The following is a 17353-nucleotide window of genomic DNA, read 5'->3' as shown; positions in this document are numbered from 1 at the left end:
GATTGATTTTCTGATGGCGCGCTTTCGCGCGCCAACGACTATAAATTAGTCCAGCGTAATCTCCAAAGCCAATCCACGAAGCTCGTGAACAAGTACGTTGAAGGACTCCGGAATATTTGGTTTCGGCAGGTTTTCACCTTTCACGATCGCTTCGTATGCTTTGGCACGGCCTACCACGTCATCAGATTTCACCGTCAGGATTTCTTGCAGAATGTGCGATGCACCGAATGCTTCCAGCGCCCACACTTCCATTTCTCCAAAACGCTGACCTCCGAATTGTGCTTTACCCCCCAAAGGTTGCTGCGTGATAAGCGAGTACGGTCCGATCGAACGGGCGTGCATCTTATCATCTACCAAGTGACCTAGCTTCATCATGTACATCAAACCAACAGTTACCGGCTGGTCAAATTGCTCTCCGCTCAAACCATTGTACAGATAAGTACGTCCCCAAGCCGGTAAACCAGCTTCTTTCAACTCAGCTGCTACTTCCGCTTCTGTTGCACCGTCAAAAATTGGCGTCGCATACCGGCGGCCCAATTTCAGACCAGCCCATGCCAGAATGGTTTCGTAGATCTGACCAATGTTCATACGTGAAGGTACCCCAAGTGGGTTCAGCACGATATCAACTGGTGTTCCGTCTTCCAGGAATGGCATATCTTCATCACGTACAATACGGGCAACAACCCCTTTGTTACCGTGGCGACCCGCCATTTTATCACCTACTTTCAGCTTGCGTTTCTTAGCGATATATACTTTCGCCAGTTTCACGATACCCGCAGGAAGCTCATCACCAACTTCAAGCGCAAAACGATCGCGTTTGAAACGTCCCATGATTTCGCTACGTGCATTCAGGTAGTTTTTCAAAACCAATGATACCTGACGGTTTGTCTCAGCATCCTCAGTCCAGGAATCCGTCAGAACGTCACCGATCAAGTTAACCTCTTCGGGAACAGCATATTGGCTTTCGTCACGATACGGGTTGTTAGCTGGGAACAAGTTCTCCGAGATATTTCTCACATTGAACTTCATTCCTTTGCTGATCAGCTCATCACCGAATTTGTGCTTAACACCCTGCGTGGTTTTTCCGTCGGTCAATTGAACCAGCTTGTCAATGATCCGGCCGCGCAATGCAGTCAGGTCCCGGCTGTATTTTTTCATCAACAGACGAAGTTCGTCTTTGTGTTTTGCACGCTCTTCTTTGGTTGGGCGGGAGAAAAGTTTTGTGTCAATAACAACACCTTTCATCGATGGCGGCGCTTTTTTCGAAGCATCCTTCACATCACCTGCTTTATCACCGAAGATCGCACGCAGCAGTTTTTCTTCCGGAGTTGGATCAGATTCACCTTTTGGAGTGATTTTACCAATCAAAATATCTCCTTCTTTCACCTCGGTACCGACTTGTACGATACCGTTTTCGTCGAGGTTTTTAACTGTTTCTTCACTTACGTTTGGAATCTCAGCCGTCAACTCTTCTTCTCCGCGTTTTGTATCACGTACTTCCAGTTCAAATTCCTCAATATGGATCGAAGTGAAAATATCGTCACGAACTACTTTCTCAGAAATTACAATCGCATCCTCAAAGTTGTATCCCTGCCAAGGCATGAATGCAACCAGCAGGTTACGTCCAAGTGCAAGTTCACCACCCTCGGTACCATATCCCTGGCAAAGTGCCTCGCCTTTCTTCACTTTTTGGCCTTTCAAAACCATTGGTTGAAGATTAAGGCAAGTATCCTGGTTAGTCCGACGGAATTTTACAAGATCATAAGAAACGCTGTCGTCAATAAAGCTAACCAGACGATCTTCATCTGTTCTGTCATATTTCACAACAATTTTCTTCGCATCAACAAATTCAATCACACCATCACCTTCGGCGACTACCAATGCACGTGAGTCCATAGCAACACGTTTTTCAAGACCAGTACCTACGATTGGCGCTTGTGGACGCAAGAGAGGCACACCTTGACGCTGCATGTTAGATCCCATCAGGGCACGGTTTGCATCATCGTGTTCAAGGAACGGAATCAATGATGCCGCTACCGATACAATCTGGTTGGCAGCCACGTCCATATAAGATGCCTGCGACGGATCAACCATCGGGAAGTCACCTTCGAAACGCGTCTTGATTTTCTCTACCGTAAAGTTTCCTTCTTTATCAACAGAAGCATTTGCCTGTGCGATGTATTTGGAATCTTCTTCCTCGGCAGTCATATATATAAGTTCATCTGTCAGCTTACCTGCGCTATCAATGACGCGGTAAGGAGTTTCGATGAAACCCATTCCATTCACTTTTGCAAAAACGCAAAGCGACGAAATCAAACCAATGTTCGGACCTTCCGGCGTTTCAATGGTACAAAGACGACCGTAGTGCGTGTAGTGAACGTCACGTACCTCGAAACCAGCTCTTTCACGGGAAAGACCGCCTGGCCCAAGTGCAGACATTCTACGCTTGTGCGTAATCTCAGCCAATGGATTGGTTTGATCCATGAACTGTGACAACTGGTTTGTACCAAAAAATGAGTTGATAACAGAAGACAATGTACGCGCGTTGATCAGATCAACAGGCTTGAAATCCTCGTTATCACGCACATTCATACGCTCCTTAATGGTACGTGCCATACGTGCAAGACCTACGCCGAATTGTGCATAAAGCTGCTCGCCAACCGTACGTACACGACGGTTTGACAAGTGATCGATATCATCGACAACCGCTTTCGCATTGATCAAACCGATCAAATATTTCACGATGGAAACAATGTCACCGGTAGTCAAAACGCGAACATCAAGGCTGGTATCAGATCCCAGTTTTTTGTTAATCCGGTAACGGCCAACATCTCCCAGATCGTAACGTTTGTCACTGAAGAACAAGCTCTGGATTACATCACGGGCTGTCTGCTCATCAGGAGCCTCTGCGTTACGAAGTTGGCGATAAATTTGCTCAACTGCCTCTTTATCAGAATTTGAGCTATCTTTTTGAAGCGTATTATAGATAATGTTATAATCCGCAACATTCATATCTTCTTTGTGAAGAATTACTGATTTCTGACCAGATTCAGTAATTACATCAATATCGTCGGCAGAAATTGTAGAGTCGCGTTCCAACAACACTTCGTTGCGTTGAATAGAAACCACCTCGCCAGTATCCTCATCCACAAAATCCTCCGTCCAGGTACGAAGAACCCTCGCAGCCAAACGACGACCTACTGCTTTTTTTAAGTTTCCAGGCGTTGCGCTGATCTCTTCCGACAATCCGAACAAATCAAGAATGTCTTTATCAGATCCAAAACCGATCGCCCTTAAAAGCGTAGTAACAGGGAATTTTTTCTTCCGGTCGATGTAAGCATACATCACGTTATTCACATCCGTCGAGAATTCAATCCATGAACCCTTGAACGGAATGATACGTGCAGAATACAATTTCGACCCGTTGGTGTGCTTGCTCATTGAGAAGAACACACCAGGTGAGCGGTGCAATTGAGAAACAATTACGCGCTCTGCACCATTGATTACAAATGAACCTCTCTCGGTCATGTAAGGAATGTTTCCTAAGAAAACCTCCTGCTCAATAGTTTCAAACTCTTCATGGTCAGCGTCGTTACAGATCAACCGTAACTTGGCTTTCAGCGGAACTGCGTAAGTTAATCCGCGGTCAATAGACTCATCAACAGAATATTTTGGCGGTTCAAGAAGATAATCAATGAACTCCAAAACGAAATTGTCGCGTGAGTCGGCAATCGGAAAGTTTTCGGCGAAAACTTTGTACAATCCTTCTCCGGAACGATCTTCGACCGACGTATCCAAACTGAAGAAATCCCGGAACGATTGTACCTGGATTCCTAGCAGATCCGGATAATCGATAATCTGATTAATCCTTGAGAAATTTTTTCTAGGTGTTGCTTTAATTGTAGCCAAGGCTATGTTTGATTTGGGTTAGCAGAAAAACCAGTACGTCAGTGATGGGTACGAAACGTATGGCATTAATTAATTTTAAACCTAATCTAATGCCTCGTAGAGAATGAATAATCGCCCCTTTTCTATCTTTTCTACGAGTAAAGAAGTGTTTCGGGCAAAATTATCCGGGAAGAAGATGGGCAAACTGACTAACGTTTGTCAGCGCCTTAATTTAAACGTTAAAACTTGCGTTTTCGTTTGGTTTTTATGCAAAACAGGAAAAGACCCGGCAAATGCCAGGCCTATTTCCAAACAATTATAGATTGTTGCTATTGAGCAAATTACTTCACTTCAACTTCTGCACCAGCTTCTTCAAGTTGTTTTTTCAAAGCTTCAGCTTCGTCTTTCGCAACTCCTTCTTTAACAGGTTTTGGAGCTCCGTCAACTAGTTCTTTTGCTTCTTTCAGGCCAAGACCAGTAAGGTCTTTAACCAATTTCACAACTGCCAATTTGCTTGGACCAGCCGCTTTCAAGATTACATCGAAAGATGTTTTCTCTTCAACAACAGGAGCATCAGCACCACCGCCAGCAGCAGGACCTGCTACCATTACTGCACCAGCAGCTGCAGGCTCAATACCGTACTCGTCTTTAAGAATTGTAGCCAATTCGTTCACTTCTTTAACCGTCAGGTTAACAAGCTGTTCTGCGAAAGCTTTCAAATCTGCCATTTTTATTTAGATTTTTTGATTATACAATAAGATGATTTTTGAGAGCTCTTTTTGTGATTAATCCGGTGAGCCACACCCGGCTATTACTAGTCTTCTTTTTCAGATAAAGTTTTGAGGATACCAGCCAATTTGTGTCCGCCGCTTGAAAGTGCGCCGATAACATTTTTGGCAGGTGATTGCAGCAAGCCGATTACCTCTCCAATCAATTCTTGTTTTGATTTCAAAGAGATCAGGACATCAAGCTGGCTTTCGCCTACAAAAACTGCGGTATCAACAGAAGCTCCTTTAAATTTAAGCTTGTCACTACCACCTTTCTTTTTGAAATCCTTAATCAGCTGTGCAGGAACTTTACCTGACTCCGGGTGAAACATAACACCGGAAAAACCTTTCAAAACTTCTCCGAAAGATGTATAATCCGTATCTAATGTTCCTAGTGCTTTTTTAATCAAAGTATTCTTTACCACACGGTATTCAATGCCTTTTTCAAAACATTGCCTTCTCAGTTCATTTACTTCCTTTACCGACATGCCATTCGCACTGGTAATGTAGAAGTAAGGCGTGCTAGAGAATTTTTGACTTAATTCGTCAATAATAACTGCTTTCTCTTCCCGTGTCATATTATAATCCTGGAATCGTGCTTTTGTCAATAATAACACCCGGGCTCATCGTACTTGACAAGTGAATGCTTTTTACGTAAGTACCTTTTGCCGAAGACGGTTTAAGGCGCACCAGCGTGTTAATAACTTCCTGAGCATTTTGTGCAAGCTGATCGTTTCCAAAAGAAACTTTACCTACACTTGTGTGAATGATACCGGTTTTGTCAACTTTAAAGTCGATTTTACCTGCTTTCACTTCTTTCACAGCTTTACCAACTTCAGGGGTTACTGTTCCGGACTTAGGGTTTGGCATCAGCCCGCGAGGACCCAGCACTTTACCCAAACGTCCCACTTTGGCCATTACACTTGGCATCGTGATAATCACGTCAACATCAGTCCAGCCTTGTTCTATCTTTTGGATATACTCGTCAAGACCAACGTAATCCGCTCCTGCTTCTTTCGCTTCGGCCTCTTTGTCAGGCGTACACAATACAAGCACGCGAACTTCTTTTCCTGTTCCATGCGGCAATGTTACCACGCCACGCACCATTTGGTCAGCTTTACGAGGATCTACGCCCAAACGAACGTCGATATCTACGGAAGCATCAAATTTGGTATAGGAAATCGTCTTTAGAACATCCGCAGCCTGTTCCAGGGTATAAGCCTGGGTTGCGTCATATTTTAAAAGAGCTTCTTTTTGCTTTTTGGTCAATTTTCCCATGTTCTTTGTTTCTTTGGCGTATTGTTAATTTACGCTCAGTTGTTTTCTTCCCACGGGGCTTTGCCAGCTACGGTAATACCCATACTACGAGCCGTTCCCGCTATCATTTTCATAGCAGAATCAATTGTAAAGCAGTTAAGATCTGGCATTTTGGTTTCAGCGATCGTACGAACCTGATCCCATGAAACTGAACCTACCTTTAAACGGTTTGGCTGAGCCGAACCTACCTTTACTTTTGATGCTTCCAGAAGCAGAATCGCGGCCGGGGGAGTCTTGATGACAAAGTCAAAAGACTTATCCTTGTAATACGTAATAACTACCGGCAACACCACACCCATTTTATCCTGGGTACGGCCATTGAATTGCTTGCAAAACTCCATGATGTTCAAACCCTTTGATCCAAGAGCAGGACCAATTGGAGGTGAAGGGTTGGCTTGGCCACCTTTTACCTGTAGTTTGACGTATCCACCTATTTCTTTTGCCATTGTTTTGGAATTTGTTGGGTCATTGATCGATCACGGTTCTAGTGCAAGTGGAAGCTTACCTTGCCCGTTTTCTATCAACTATCCTTTTCTACTTGTGCGTAACTGAGTTCCACGGGTGTATTACGCCCGAATATTTTTACAACTACATTGAGTTTTTTCTTCTCATCAAAAACCTCTTCCACGAGACCGATAAATCCGCTGAACGGACCATCCACCACTTTCACTGTTTCTCCTTTGATAAAGGACATGCTTGGTGCTTCTTCGTGCTGCTCAGCTTCATCAACTTTTCCGAGGATACGGTTGATTTCCGACTGGCGTAGAGGAACGGGGACTTTTGAATTACCTTCTGCATTCCCTAAAAATCCAATAACACCGGGAATGCTGGTTATAATGTGCAGGACTTCACCCTTTGACAGGTCAGCCGAAATGATTATATATCCTGGAAAAAAATTCTTCTCCCTAACACGCTTCTTGCCATTACGCATCTCATAGATTTTCTCCGAAGGGATTAAAATTTGAGGAACGAATTCGTTAAGTTTCTGACGTGTTATTTCATTTTCAATGTAAGACTTGATTTTTTTCTCTTGTCCGGACACTGCTCTTAATACAAACCAATTTAGACTACTCATACCTTCTTTGGGGTTAAAATAGTCTTAGAAAGACTGATAAAACAATTTCAGTGCGTTTTCAAAAACGAAATCCATCACACCTACTACAAAGGCAAAAATGAGGGACCCTACAAGCACCAACGTTGTATTAGCCTGCAATTCGTTGAATGGCGGCCAGGTTACATGCTGGGTCATTTCCTCCCAGGAAGCTTTCAAAAAAGACGTAAATTTTTCCATTTTCCCTTTTCTATTTGCACGGGTGGAGAGATTCGAACTCCCATCAACGGTTTTGGAGACCGCTATTCTACCCTTGAACTACACCCGTTTATCGCACAACCACCTATTTCGGGCTGCAAAGATACAACTTTATGATAAAAAACAAGTGCACCCCGTTAAGAAATGCACTTGTAATTATCTTTTGACTACTTAGTCAAGAATCTCAGTTACCTGACCAGCACCTACGGTACGTCCACCTTCACGAATCGCGAAACGAAGACCTTTTTCCATAGCGATCTTATTGATCAGCTTCACTTCAATTGTGATGTTATCACCTGGCATAACCATCTCAACACCAGCAGGAAGAGAAATTTCTCCTGTTACGTCAGTTGTACGGAAGTAGAACTGAGGGCGGTATTTGTTAAAGAATGGTGTGTGGCGACCACCTTCTTCTTTCGAAAGAACGTAAACTTCACCTTTGAAGCTAGCGTGAGGTTTTACTGAACCTGGCTTGCAAATTACCATTCCACGACGAATATCTTCTTTGTTGATACCACGAAGAAGCAGACCAACGTTGTCACCAGCTTCACCACGGTCAAGGATTTTACGGAACATCTCAACACCAGTTACGGTAGATTTAAGACCTTCTGCACCCATACCCAGGATATCAACAGGATCACCAGAGTTGATCACACCACGCTCGATACGACCAGTTGCAACAGTACCACGACCAGTGATCGAGAATACGTCTTCAACCGGCATCAAGAATGGAAGATCTGTCATACGTGGAGGAATTGGAATGTAGCTGTCAACAGCATCCATCAATTCTTCGATTGTTTTAACCCATTTCGGGTCGCCATTCAAACCACCCAAAGCAGAACCCTGGATAACTGGAATGTTGTCTCCATCGTATTCGTAGAAGCTCAAAAGCTCACGAATTTCCATTTCAACAAGTTCAAGAAGTTCTGGATCATCAACCATATCCACTTTGTTCATGAACACAACAAGCTGAGGAACACCTACCTGACGAGCAAGAAGGATGTGCTCACGAGTTTGAGGCATCGGACCATCAGTAGCAGCAACTACGATGATAGCACCATCCATCTGGGCAGCACCAGTTACCATGTTCTTAACGTAGTCAGCGTGACCTGGGCAGTCAACGTGCGCATAGTGACGGTTGGCTGTCTGGTATTCTACGTGAGAAGTGTTAATTGTGATACCACGCTCTTTCTCTTCCGGTGCATTATCGATAGATGAGAAATCGCGTTTTTGTGCGAAACCTTTTTCAGCAAGTACAGTTGTGATTGCTGCTGTAAGGGTAGTTTTACCGTGGTCAACGTGCCCGATAGTACCAATATTTACGTGGGGTTTCGAGCGGTCAAACGTCTCTTTTGCCATGACTTAAGTACGCTTAAAATTAAAAAGTTATTACGAATTATTTACACTAAAATATTGATTCTGTTGGCTTTACGTCAAGCACTCCAAAAATCAAATAACCAAATACAGAATCAAAACCTTTGAGCCGCAAACGACTCCGAGCCTTTAAGGGGATTTGAACCGCGCGGCGGACCGCGGCACCGGCCGCCCGGCCCTGATCTCTTCCTTACCAAGGAAGTACTCTAATCACTTTGAGCCTTTAAGGGGATTTGAACCCCTGACCTCTTCCTTACCAAGGAAGTGCTCTACCCCTGAGCTATAAAGGCAAAAATTTCAAAAATCAATGTGACCTTTCAGCCAAACTTTATATTAGCCAAAAAGCGACTAGCGAAAATGGTTCATTAGAATGTTTTCGCTAGTCGCTTCGATGGTGTATTCAATGAGCGGAAGACGAGGTTCGAACTCGCGACCTATAGCTTGGAAGGCTATCGCTCTACCAGCTGAGCTACTTCCGCATCTGTTTTGCCATATTCCTGACTGGTATTTCAGGAATAAAATCAGGCATAAACTGTGGGGGCGGATGGATTCGAACCACCGTAGGCGTACACCAGCAGATTTACAGTCTGCCCCATTTGGCCACTCTGGTACACCCCCTTACAACATTTCAACACTACCGTGAAAACCGTTCGTTTCACTTTTGGAGTCGCAAAATTATACCCTTTTCTTAAATTCTCAAATTGTTTCAAGAAAAAAATAAATAAAAAACGAGGCTGAAATGAAATACCTTCATTTCAGCCTCCATGAAGCATTTTTCGCATTTAAAACAACCTCACGCCAAAGCTCAACATTCGCACAGATGGTCCTCGGTTTTCTTCGTACAACTTATTGATATCATAGCTTACGAACAGATCCGGGAAATTTCGTATACCGATTTCAGCTGATAAACCATACCTGAATTGTTCCAGAAAAAAGTTCTTTCTCACGTGATCTACATCCTTGCTGCCTTCCCTCCGAAGCTTTGTATAGCTACCGAGCCGGTAGCCACCATAGACCCCCGCGCTCAGATAAGAAATAAACGAATGTGAGAAACTGACGGTAGGCATAAAAGATAGGTTCACATAGGGTACCACCAGCTTTGTTTTCTTCATCTGGATTTCCTTTGTTGAATCGCCCATTACAGCTGGGAATGTCACACGTTGGTCGTTCTTATCAATCGTATTATTACCATCAAACATCAGATTGTACCAGGAGAAATCCGCTCCGAAATCAAAATGCAGGCGTGCATTTTTACCTCTGGCAACGGTGGTACTCGCAACATAACCCAGGCTGATAAAGCGCGACCCGAAGGGTTTCAGATCATAATCCACCTTATCATACTCCACATTCGCCAGATTTTCTCCATAAGTATTTAATCCAGCCGCAATGTTGAATCCCTTCCGCGGACTGCTGCCGCCATGCGACCGGTAAAAACGCTTGCCGATCCTTCTATAAGTCGAGTCCGAAGTTCCATCTTTTACCTCAACACCCTTCGCATCAATACTCACCTGTGTATCTCCATCTTTCACATGAACCCCTCGGAGCCCGATCCGCACATAATCCTTGTCATCTCTTTCGTCCTTTTGCCTGAGATAAGCGCTTCCGTTTACTTCTTCTTTTAAATAGGTGGTATCTCCACTCGCGCTGTCCAGACGTACTTTCAAATCCTGCAAAAGTGCATTCAAATCGTACTTCATAATTTTTTCCAGCTCCTTGCGATTTTCACCATAGATGACCAGCCGGGTCTTGTCCCCGAATGTCACAATGATGGAATCCTTCTGGCTGGACGCATCACCCGATGTTAGGGTATTTCTTTCCTCTGCCTTCACAGAAAAGCATGCTAATAATGTAAGCAGCAGCGTGATATATAATTTCGATTTCATAGCTAACAGATTATAATTTTGTTCTCTCCCTGGAATTTTGATTTTTGTCCGACGACTTTTCTTCTTTCGTCCGTAGGCGGTCGTCAACCCTCGCGACAAGATTTTTTGGATTGAAACCCACTTCGTCCCAATCCACTTTTTCGCCAGCTCTCGCATTTTTCAGTTGACGAAATACTCTCGAAAATCGAGAAGTTTTGGGTTTTTCGGATTGATCCTCCGGCTCCTCTACCGCAACCACAATCTTGATTGATTGTTCCGCCTTCTGCATTTTACCTTCTGGCAGATCGCTTTCATTTGCAGCAGGTTTGGTCAACGCAACCTCCACCGGCTCCGGTGATTTAATCGGGGTAATAGAATTTAATGTTGAAGGCGCTTTCTCTTCTGAAATGTTTGAAGGTTGAATGTCAGCCAATTCTTGTTTCTGCTGAGCTATCACAGCCGGCGAAACACTTTTCTCAGCCTTAACCTTTGGATTATCCACTTTTACCGACACATCAGTCTTCGCCAATTCAGCACCAGCAGGTTCAGCTTTTGCTTCTTCTAAATGTGTGTCAGGATCCTGACTAGTTTCTTTTCCTTTCTCAGCCATCTTCTGTTTCACAACAGCCATCGCTTTCTGATCTCCAATCTGCTTGTCAATGTTCGTTTGATTGTTTTCCCAAACAACATAACCCGCAAGCAGCGCAATGGTCACGCTGGCAGCCGCGTACCAGATCCACGCCACTGGCCTGCGACGCGATTTGGTATTTTCTTGGATTTTGAGCCAAGCACCGGCAGAGGGCTTTTTCTCTAAATCCGCCAACTTACGTTTGAAAAGATCATCAACAGGATGCTTTTTCATATTCTACTTTTTTTTTAAAATCATTCTCCCAATCACAAACCATTTTTTGCAGCAATGCACGTGCACGGTGCAGCTGCGACTTCGAGGTACTCTCAGTAACACCCAACATTTCCGCAATCTCCATGTGGGAATAACCCTCGATCGCATACAAGTTGAAAACCGTCCGGTAACCGGTTGGCAATGTTTCAATAAGGCTTAGCAACTCTTCGGTTTCCAGATTCTGGTCGGCGTGAACGTAGTCGGGAATGTTGTTGACTTCCTCTGAAATCGCATCTTCCAAAACCCTCTTCTGCTTTCTCAGATACCCTAGCGCCTCATTGACCATAATCCTGCGAATCCAGCCTTCAAAACTTCCTTCGCCGCTGAACTGGCTTATCTTATCGAAAACTTTCAGAAACCCTTCAACCATTACATCCTCAGCGGCCATATCATCACATATATAGCGGAAGCATAAAGCCAGCATGCGAGCGCTGTATTTATCGTAAACCTGCCGCTGTGCCTTCGGATCTGCCTTCCTCAGCGCATTGACAAGTTGTTTTTCCTGGCTAAATAATGTTAAAATTCGACCCATTAAATTCGTGGTTTCGACAGCAAGATGCTCAAAGTTTATAATGAGGTTGCACCAGTCTCAAACTTTTTTGAGATAATGTCATTTTGCGATCCTAGCAGCCAATTTTATTTCCTATTCTATAAGTTATTGACGTAGTTCCCGTAGTTTTGAAACCATTAACTTGCTCTTCTTAATAGAATTTATGCTCGATTCTTCTGCTCCGATTGGCATTTTTGACAGTGGTATTGGCGGTATGACCGTCGCAAAAGCGGTGACCCGGCTGCTGCCCCAGGAAAACACCATTTATTTTGGCGATACTGCCCACCTGCCTTACGGTGATAAATCGACGGCTGCAATCCAGGCTTATTCTATCAAAATCTGCAATATGCTAATCCAGCAAAATTGCAAGCTGATACTGATCGCTTGTAACTCGGCCTCGGCTGCGGCTTATGAATTGGTGCGGGAATATGTGGGGAGCAAGGCAAAAGTTTTGAATGTGATCGATCCGGTGGTCGATTACATTAAGGAACATTATGAAGGAAAAAGCATCGGGCTGATCGGCACGAAGCAGACGGTCACTTCTAATGTTTATAAAAAGAAAGTGGACGCGCTGGACAAAAATATTTACCTGAAATCGCTGGCCACGCCGCTGCTGGCGCCGATGATAGAGGAAGGATTTTTTGACAATAACATTAGTGAAAGCATTATCACCAACTACCTGTCCGACCCAACATTAACTTCCATCGAAGCATTAATCCTCGGCTGTACACATTATCCTTTGATCAAAAAACAGATCGGGCAGTTTTACAAGGAGCAGGTAGAAATTCTGGACACCTCTGAAATCGTCGCGCGCTCGTTAAAAGCCTGGCTGGAACAACATTATCTGGTGAACGCGAAAGGCGAAGGCAGGCGACAGTTCTACGTTTCGGATTACACGTTGTCTTTTGAGCAATCGACTAACATATTTTTTGGGGAGCAAATCCAGCTGGAACATTATCCGCTTTGGGAATGATTATTCATAAACCAGCTTTACCGGTCCCAGCAAGCCCGACGGCATCGGCTCCCATTTTGCTGCATCAAATTTTTTATAGGTAATGTCGACAATGTTAATCTCGTAAAATTTCTTCCAATCGGGCATTTGTGTGTCGCGCAGCCGCATATAATTCGCAGAAAGATTGGTTACCTCAATTTCAAGGACATTATCTTTCATTTTCAAAAGTTTCGGATCAATCCGGGTTCGAAACGGAATGCTCCATAATGTTCCTAATTCTTTTCCGTTAAGGGTAACTTTCGCTGATTCCCTCACATCGCCTAAGTCCAGTTCAACCTGCTGATTTTTCAAAACAGCTTCTGGTATGTCGAACGTGATTTTATAGTTTGCTTTGCCTGAAAAGAATTCTGCTGAGTCGGGTAATGTTGTCCAGGATCTCAAATCCGTAAACTTAGCTGCCGCAGGCAGGCGAGGTTTTCCTTCTGTAAATTTTAAATTCCAGTCACCGGAAATCTGAAATTCTTCCTTCTTACCAGATACCGGCTTACGGGCCGCTTTTTCAGTTCCTGCCAATAAAAAACAAGACTGCCCCGGCGCCAGCGAAAGAAAAAACTCCTCGCCCACATTTCCTTTTCGATAAGCCAACAGCGACTTACCCAAGATCGGATCATTTTTGAAAAAATTACTCCCAGCACTTACCGTGACCCAACCTTCCTGAAACGCATTGCCAAGGTTGGTGACGAAATACAACTTACTTCCATCTGTCGCTTTCTTTCGGATAAAATTTAAATGATTAGCGGAGAGCGATTTCTCCCGGGATATACTGTTATTTTTCAAATCAGCTTCCAGATCCGTTGAAACCTTCACCGTTTTCACCTTCGCCAACATTTGAAGCTCATTTTCAAAAATCGTTTGCCGCTTTAAGTGATCTGCATATCCGGTCACTTTTGACGGCAGTTTCGAATCGAAGACAATCTTCACCCCTGCGCTGGCGAGTCGCTTTAATTCAGCCAATGTTTCGGTCGGCAGGTAAGTAGCAGCCGGAATCAGTAATGTTTTATAAATGGCTTTACCTGAATGCAAATTTCCATCCTTGTCGGAAGTGAGGTTTTTCAACTGCATATCTGATACATAGTCAAATGCATAGCCCTCATTCCAAAGCTTTTTAGATAATTTCCCAAAGGGCAAATCCAGCAGCCAGCGGTCTACATGGTGCACTTCAAGCAAATGTACATTCCCGGCCGATTTCGCTTTTGTAGCCCACAAATCATGAATTGGAAAATATACAAGCAGATCATTATCTGAAGTACTATTCTGTAAGATGCTCTGGCATTGTTCAACATAAGCATTCATTAAGGAAAACTCCCCGGCGAAATGCGAATGCTTTCCAAAATTGGTAGACGCATAAAACAGCCAGCCCGGATAAGCTTCCTTGTCTGGCGAGTACGTGGTACCGTGATAAAAAATGTGGTTGATACCCGCCACAAAAAGCTCATCGATTTGCGGCTTCAACTGTGATAGTGACACTTTGAAATGATTCGCAAGCCAGGTACCGGTTTCAGAACTTACCAAAGGTTTACCCATCAGGTTTGCCGCGGAAGACGCAAATTTCATCGCGAGCGGATTAGGCGTACCAAACTGATCGATAGAATAATCGGGATCAACGCGCAGTCCGGGGATGGGGAGGCGGCTCGTACCAAAAGATTCTGTTTCCGGGATGTCGGACGCCGCATATAGGTCGAGCAAATTTCCAGGTGAACCGTGCGCCTGGTATCTGGTTAAAAATCCATGTTCGCGGCTCCATTTTGTCCAGGGCACTGCATATCGCTCATAAAGCAGCTCCGCCAATGTTTGGTGGTAATCTATTTTGACCAGCTCGGCATCCGGATTACCTGAGGAATCCGTCAACAAGGTTAATGTTGAGCTTAAATCGTATCCCCGTCTTTCTTTGAATTGTTTTGTAAAATCGTCCGTCCAATTTGCCCCGTAAGCCTCGTACGAATCCATATACATGGATCTTGGCTTACTTGATATTCCTTTAAAAGCCGAATCAAAGCGGGTGAGATATTTGTCCATCGCATTGGATTGAAACGGATCTAAAACGAATCCTTCCCCGCCGGGAGCGGCCCTTTTTACTTTTTGTTTGGTCGGCGTAATGAAAAGATTTCCATCTGTCACCACCATATTTCTAGCTGCGTTTGAGGTATCCACATTAGGCCCGCCGAAAGGCCAGCCGGTACCTGTCGTCATGTCCACACCGATTCCGAGCCGGGCGCCTTCCTGCACGGTATATTGCATCATTTCCAGCCACTGGGGTGAGAGAAAGGAAATGTTCTTCGACTCGTAACCCTTCACGCCATAAATCGGAATGATATGTGCGCCGCCAAGACCGGATTTTTTGAAGAATTGTAGCTGCGCTGAAATGTCTTCTTTCGTCACTGCGCTGCCCATCCACCACCAATATGTCCAGGGTTTTGCGGTGGAAATATTCTGTGCTGGAAGTAACACACATTTAAAAAATAGCAGGAGAAAGAGCGTGACGCGCATCGGATAAAGTTTTTGAATAAAGGCGGGAGATCCGTTTTCTACGCATAAAAAAAGCGAAACCGTTTCCAGTTTCGCCCTCTACATTATTTAAAGTATTGTCTTAGCTTTGAAATGCCTGCTTCACACGCGACGTCACGAATTGACGCTCCTGCTGATCTCTCTTACTGTTCCGGTACCACAAGTAGCCGATTACACCTACCAGCAAATACGGCATCACAAACAAGAACATGATCCCGGTATTCAAGCCGACACCCACATTGTTTCTGCCATTTCCCATCGAACTTTCAACCGTACCCCGGCACATCGCACATTGCGCCCATGAATCTGCACCTGACAAAACCAGAGAAACAACTAGACCGAATACTAATGCAAATTTTTTCATACGTAATAAGGACTGATCATCAGATAAACGATAACTCCACTGATACTGACATATAACCAGATCGGAAATGCCCATTTTACAGCTTTCCGATGCTGTACAATTTGATTGGTATAACCAAAATAAACCGCCCGCAACACAAACCAAACAACCCCGATCGACAACAGAATGTGCGAAATAAGCAGGAAATAATAGATCGGTCTGAGAAATCCCTGCCCTCCGTAAGGCGTGGACTCATTTGAAATATGGTAAAGAATGTAGCAAATTAGAAAAACAGCACCCAGCAAGAAAGCAGCCGTCATCGTTTTTCTGTGAGCAGAAAGATTGTTGTTTTTAACAAAATAAAATCCCGCCATCAGCAAAATAGCAGTAAGCGAATTAATCACGCCGATTACATGTGGCAAAACTTTTGTCCACGCTCCTAAATCGATTTTTTGCCTAATCCCTAGCAAAACGGCCACGGCAAGCGGAATTGCCACAGCCAGAATGTTGATGATCCGCTCGTACTTAGGTTTTTTCTCTATTGATAATGTTGCCATAGCTATTTAGTCGCTTTTCCTTCGTAATCAAGGATCTTAATTTCCGCTATCAAACGGTCGGTATCCTTCACATCCTTACCATTGTAATATCCTCTCACAAATCCTTGCCTGTCAATCAACATGAGCTGCCACTTTTTATCCAATTCGTTGCTCGTTTCGACGGACATTGGGCTCATTTTAAGACAATTATCGATCGCATTCTCCGAACTCCTTATTAAGCTCCACTTACCCCCACCCATTCCGTCGGGCAACTCAGCGACCTTTTTTAATGTATCAGTCAGCGTTAAAATTTGCAATTCAGGAATTTCGTGGGTTAGACTATTGATCCTTTGCAGCTGCGTCACAAATGTCTGACAATCCGCATCACATTCTCCGGATAAGCTACTTATCAATGTTAGTTTGTTCCTCAAATCTATTTGTCCTAATGACGGACAAACCATATTCACTTTCCGAAATAATGTATCACCATTTTCAATCACCACTTTCCCTTGTGCGTCCAATTCCGGATTAAAGTAAGGAAGGTCGTAATGGTTTTTCGCAAAGAATTTTAGGAAAACAAAAATCAAAGCCGGAATTACTAATGTGACGATCAGCAATCCGGCTTTGGAAAATTTTTTCATGTATTATTTAATCAAATATCGCTTCAAAAATCGCGTGTCCTTCGAGGAGCAATGCCAAAATCAACCAGGCTACAAATACGATCGGAACAAGGATACTCCAAATCAGCGACTTGGTTTCATGCTTTAAGTGCATAAATTCTCCTACAATATAGAATGCTTTCACAATGGTCATCACGATGAAAACCGAAACTTTCAATGTACCGTGAGGAACAGTAAAAGCGATCACGAATTCCAATGTAGTTAAAACAAGCAGAATCCAGAAGGTTTTCCAAATCGCCTTACGTTGTTCGGCGCCTGCGTTAGGGTCCTGGTTGTGAATCTGATGTACTTCTGACATTTGACTTAGGA

General features: G+C 44.0%; 17 protein-coding genes and 4 tRNA genes. 1 reads left to right on the top strand and 20 read right to left on the bottom strand.

The window, feature by feature from the left end:
* Positions 1-45 precede the first annotated feature (45 nt).
* The 15 genes from rpoB to FEN17_RS25375 form a co-directional block, all read right to left on the bottom strand.
* Positions 46-3909 carry a DNA-directed RNA polymerase subunit beta gene (gene rpoB, locus FEN17_RS25445; RefSeq protein ID WP_138368221.1) on the bottom strand — a complete coding sequence of 1288 codons (3864 nt, stop codon included), beginning with the start codon at positions 3907-3909 and terminating at the stop codon, positions 46-48.
* Positions 3910-4229: 320 nt separating this feature from the next.
* Positions 4230-4616 carry a 50S ribosomal protein L7/L12 gene (gene rplL / locus FEN17_RS25440; protein ID WP_138368220.1) on the bottom strand — a complete coding sequence of 129 codons (387 nt, stop codon included), beginning with the start codon at positions 4614-4616 and terminating at the stop codon, positions 4230-4232.
* A gap of 86 nt (positions 4617-4702) precedes the next feature.
* Positions 4703-5233 carry a 50S ribosomal protein L10 gene (gene rplJ, locus FEN17_RS25435; RefSeq protein ID WP_138368420.1) on the bottom strand — a complete coding sequence of 177 codons (531 nt, stop codon included), beginning with the start codon at positions 5231-5233 and terminating at the stop codon, positions 4703-4705.
* A 1-nt stretch (position 5234) separates the two neighbouring features.
* Entirely contained in the window at positions 5235-5933 is a 699-nt protein-coding gene (gene rplA / locus FEN17_RS25430) for a 50S ribosomal protein L1 (RefSeq protein WP_138368219.1), read from the bottom strand.
* Positions 5934-5968: 35 nt separating this feature from the next.
* Positions 5969-6418, bottom strand: coding sequence for a 50S ribosomal protein L11 (rplK, locus tag FEN17_RS25425; protein ID WP_138368218.1), 450 nt, complete (start codon positions 6416-6418; stop codon positions 5969-5971).
* A gap of 74 nt (positions 6419-6492) precedes the next feature.
* Positions 6493-7047 carry a transcription termination/antitermination protein NusG gene (nusG, locus tag FEN17_RS25420; protein ID WP_015812908.1) on the bottom strand — a complete coding sequence of 185 codons (555 nt, stop codon included), beginning with the start codon at positions 7045-7047 and terminating at the stop codon, positions 6493-6495.
* Between the two features lie 24 nt (positions 7048-7071).
* Positions 7072-7263 carry a preprotein translocase subunit SecE gene (gene secE, locus FEN17_RS25415; protein WP_138368217.1) on the bottom strand — a complete coding sequence of 64 codons (192 nt, stop codon included), beginning with the start codon at positions 7261-7263 and terminating at the stop codon, positions 7072-7074.
* 17 nt (positions 7264-7280) lie between these two features.
* Positions 7281-7351 (bottom strand) — tRNA-Trp (locus tag FEN17_RS25410).
* A gap of 101 nt (positions 7352-7452) precedes the next feature.
* Positions 7453-8640: an elongation factor Tu gene (tuf, locus tag FEN17_RS25405; RefSeq protein ID WP_138368216.1), complete on the bottom strand. Its 1188-nt coding sequence runs from the start codon at positions 8638-8640 to the stop codon at positions 7453-7455.
* Positions 8641-8873: 233 nt separating this feature from the next.
* Positions 8874-8945, bottom strand: a tRNA-Thr gene (locus FEN17_RS25400).
* A gap of 116 nt (positions 8946-9061) precedes the next feature.
* Positions 9062-9134 (bottom strand) — tRNA-Gly (locus FEN17_RS25395).
* A gap of 56 nt (positions 9135-9190) precedes the next feature.
* Positions 9191-9273 (bottom strand) — tRNA-Tyr (locus FEN17_RS25390).
* Positions 9274-9437: 164 nt separating this feature from the next.
* Positions 9438-10538, bottom strand: a complete 1101-nt coding sequence (locus FEN17_RS25385; protein ID WP_138368215.1) for a hypothetical protein — start codon at positions 10536-10538, stop codon at positions 9438-9440.
* Between the two features lie 10 nt (positions 10539-10548).
* Positions 10549-11379 carry a prolipoprotein diacylglyceryl transferase gene (locus FEN17_RS25380; protein ID WP_138368214.1) on the bottom strand — a complete coding sequence of 277 codons (831 nt, stop codon included), beginning with the start codon at positions 11377-11379 and terminating at the stop codon, positions 10549-10551.
* Positions 11360-11950: an RNA polymerase sigma factor gene (locus FEN17_RS25375; RefSeq protein ID WP_138368213.1), complete on the bottom strand. Its 591-nt coding sequence runs from the start codon at positions 11948-11950 to the stop codon at positions 11360-11362. The genes FEN17_RS25380 and FEN17_RS25375 overlap by 20 nt, the downstream gene beginning before the upstream one ends.
* A gap of 181 nt (positions 11951-12131) precedes the next feature.
* Between FEN17_RS25375 and murI the strand changes: the two genes are divergently transcribed.
* A complete protein-coding gene (gene murI / locus FEN17_RS25370) occupies positions 12132-12941 on the top strand; it encodes a glutamate racemase (RefSeq protein WP_138368212.1) in 810 nt (269 codons plus the stop codon).
* Here the strand turns inward: murI and FEN17_RS25365 are convergent, their stop codons facing one another.
* The 5 genes from FEN17_RS25365 to FEN17_RS25345 form a co-directional block, all read right to left on the bottom strand.
* A complete protein-coding gene (locus tag FEN17_RS25365) occupies positions 12942-15467 on the bottom strand; it encodes a glycosyl hydrolase (RefSeq protein WP_138368211.1) in 2526 nt (841 codons plus the stop codon).
* 100 nt (positions 15468-15567) lie between these two features.
* A complete protein-coding gene (locus tag FEN17_RS25360; protein ID WP_138368210.1) occupies positions 15568-15849 on the bottom strand; it encodes a CAMCR motif-containing small membrane protein in 282 nt (93 codons plus the stop codon).
* Complete coding sequence (locus FEN17_RS25355; protein WP_138368209.1) at positions 15846-16385, bottom strand: DUF420 domain-containing protein; 540 nt, start codon at positions 16383-16385, stop codon at positions 15846-15848. The genes FEN17_RS25360 and FEN17_RS25355 overlap by 4 nt, the downstream gene beginning before the upstream one ends.
* A 2-nt stretch (positions 16386-16387) precedes the next feature.
* Positions 16388-17005 (bottom strand): hypothetical protein, encoded by a 618-nt coding sequence (locus tag FEN17_RS25350; protein ID WP_138368208.1) that lies wholly within the window; start codon positions 17003-17005, stop codon positions 16388-16390.
* 7 nt (positions 17006-17012) lie between these two features.
* Positions 17013-17342, bottom strand: a complete 330-nt coding sequence (locus FEN17_RS25345; protein ID WP_138368207.1) for a cytochrome C oxidase subunit IV family protein — start codon at positions 17340-17342, stop codon at positions 17013-17015.
* Between the last annotated feature and the right edge of the window lie 11 nt (positions 17343-17353).

Origin of the sequence: Dyadobacter luticola (genome assembly GCF_005860805.1) — a bacterium.
Taxonomy (GTDB): Bacteria; Bacteroidota; Bacteroidia; order Cytophagales; family Spirosomataceae; genus Dyadobacter; species Dyadobacter luticola.
This window is presented reverse-complemented; position numbering and strand designations above follow the sequence as displayed.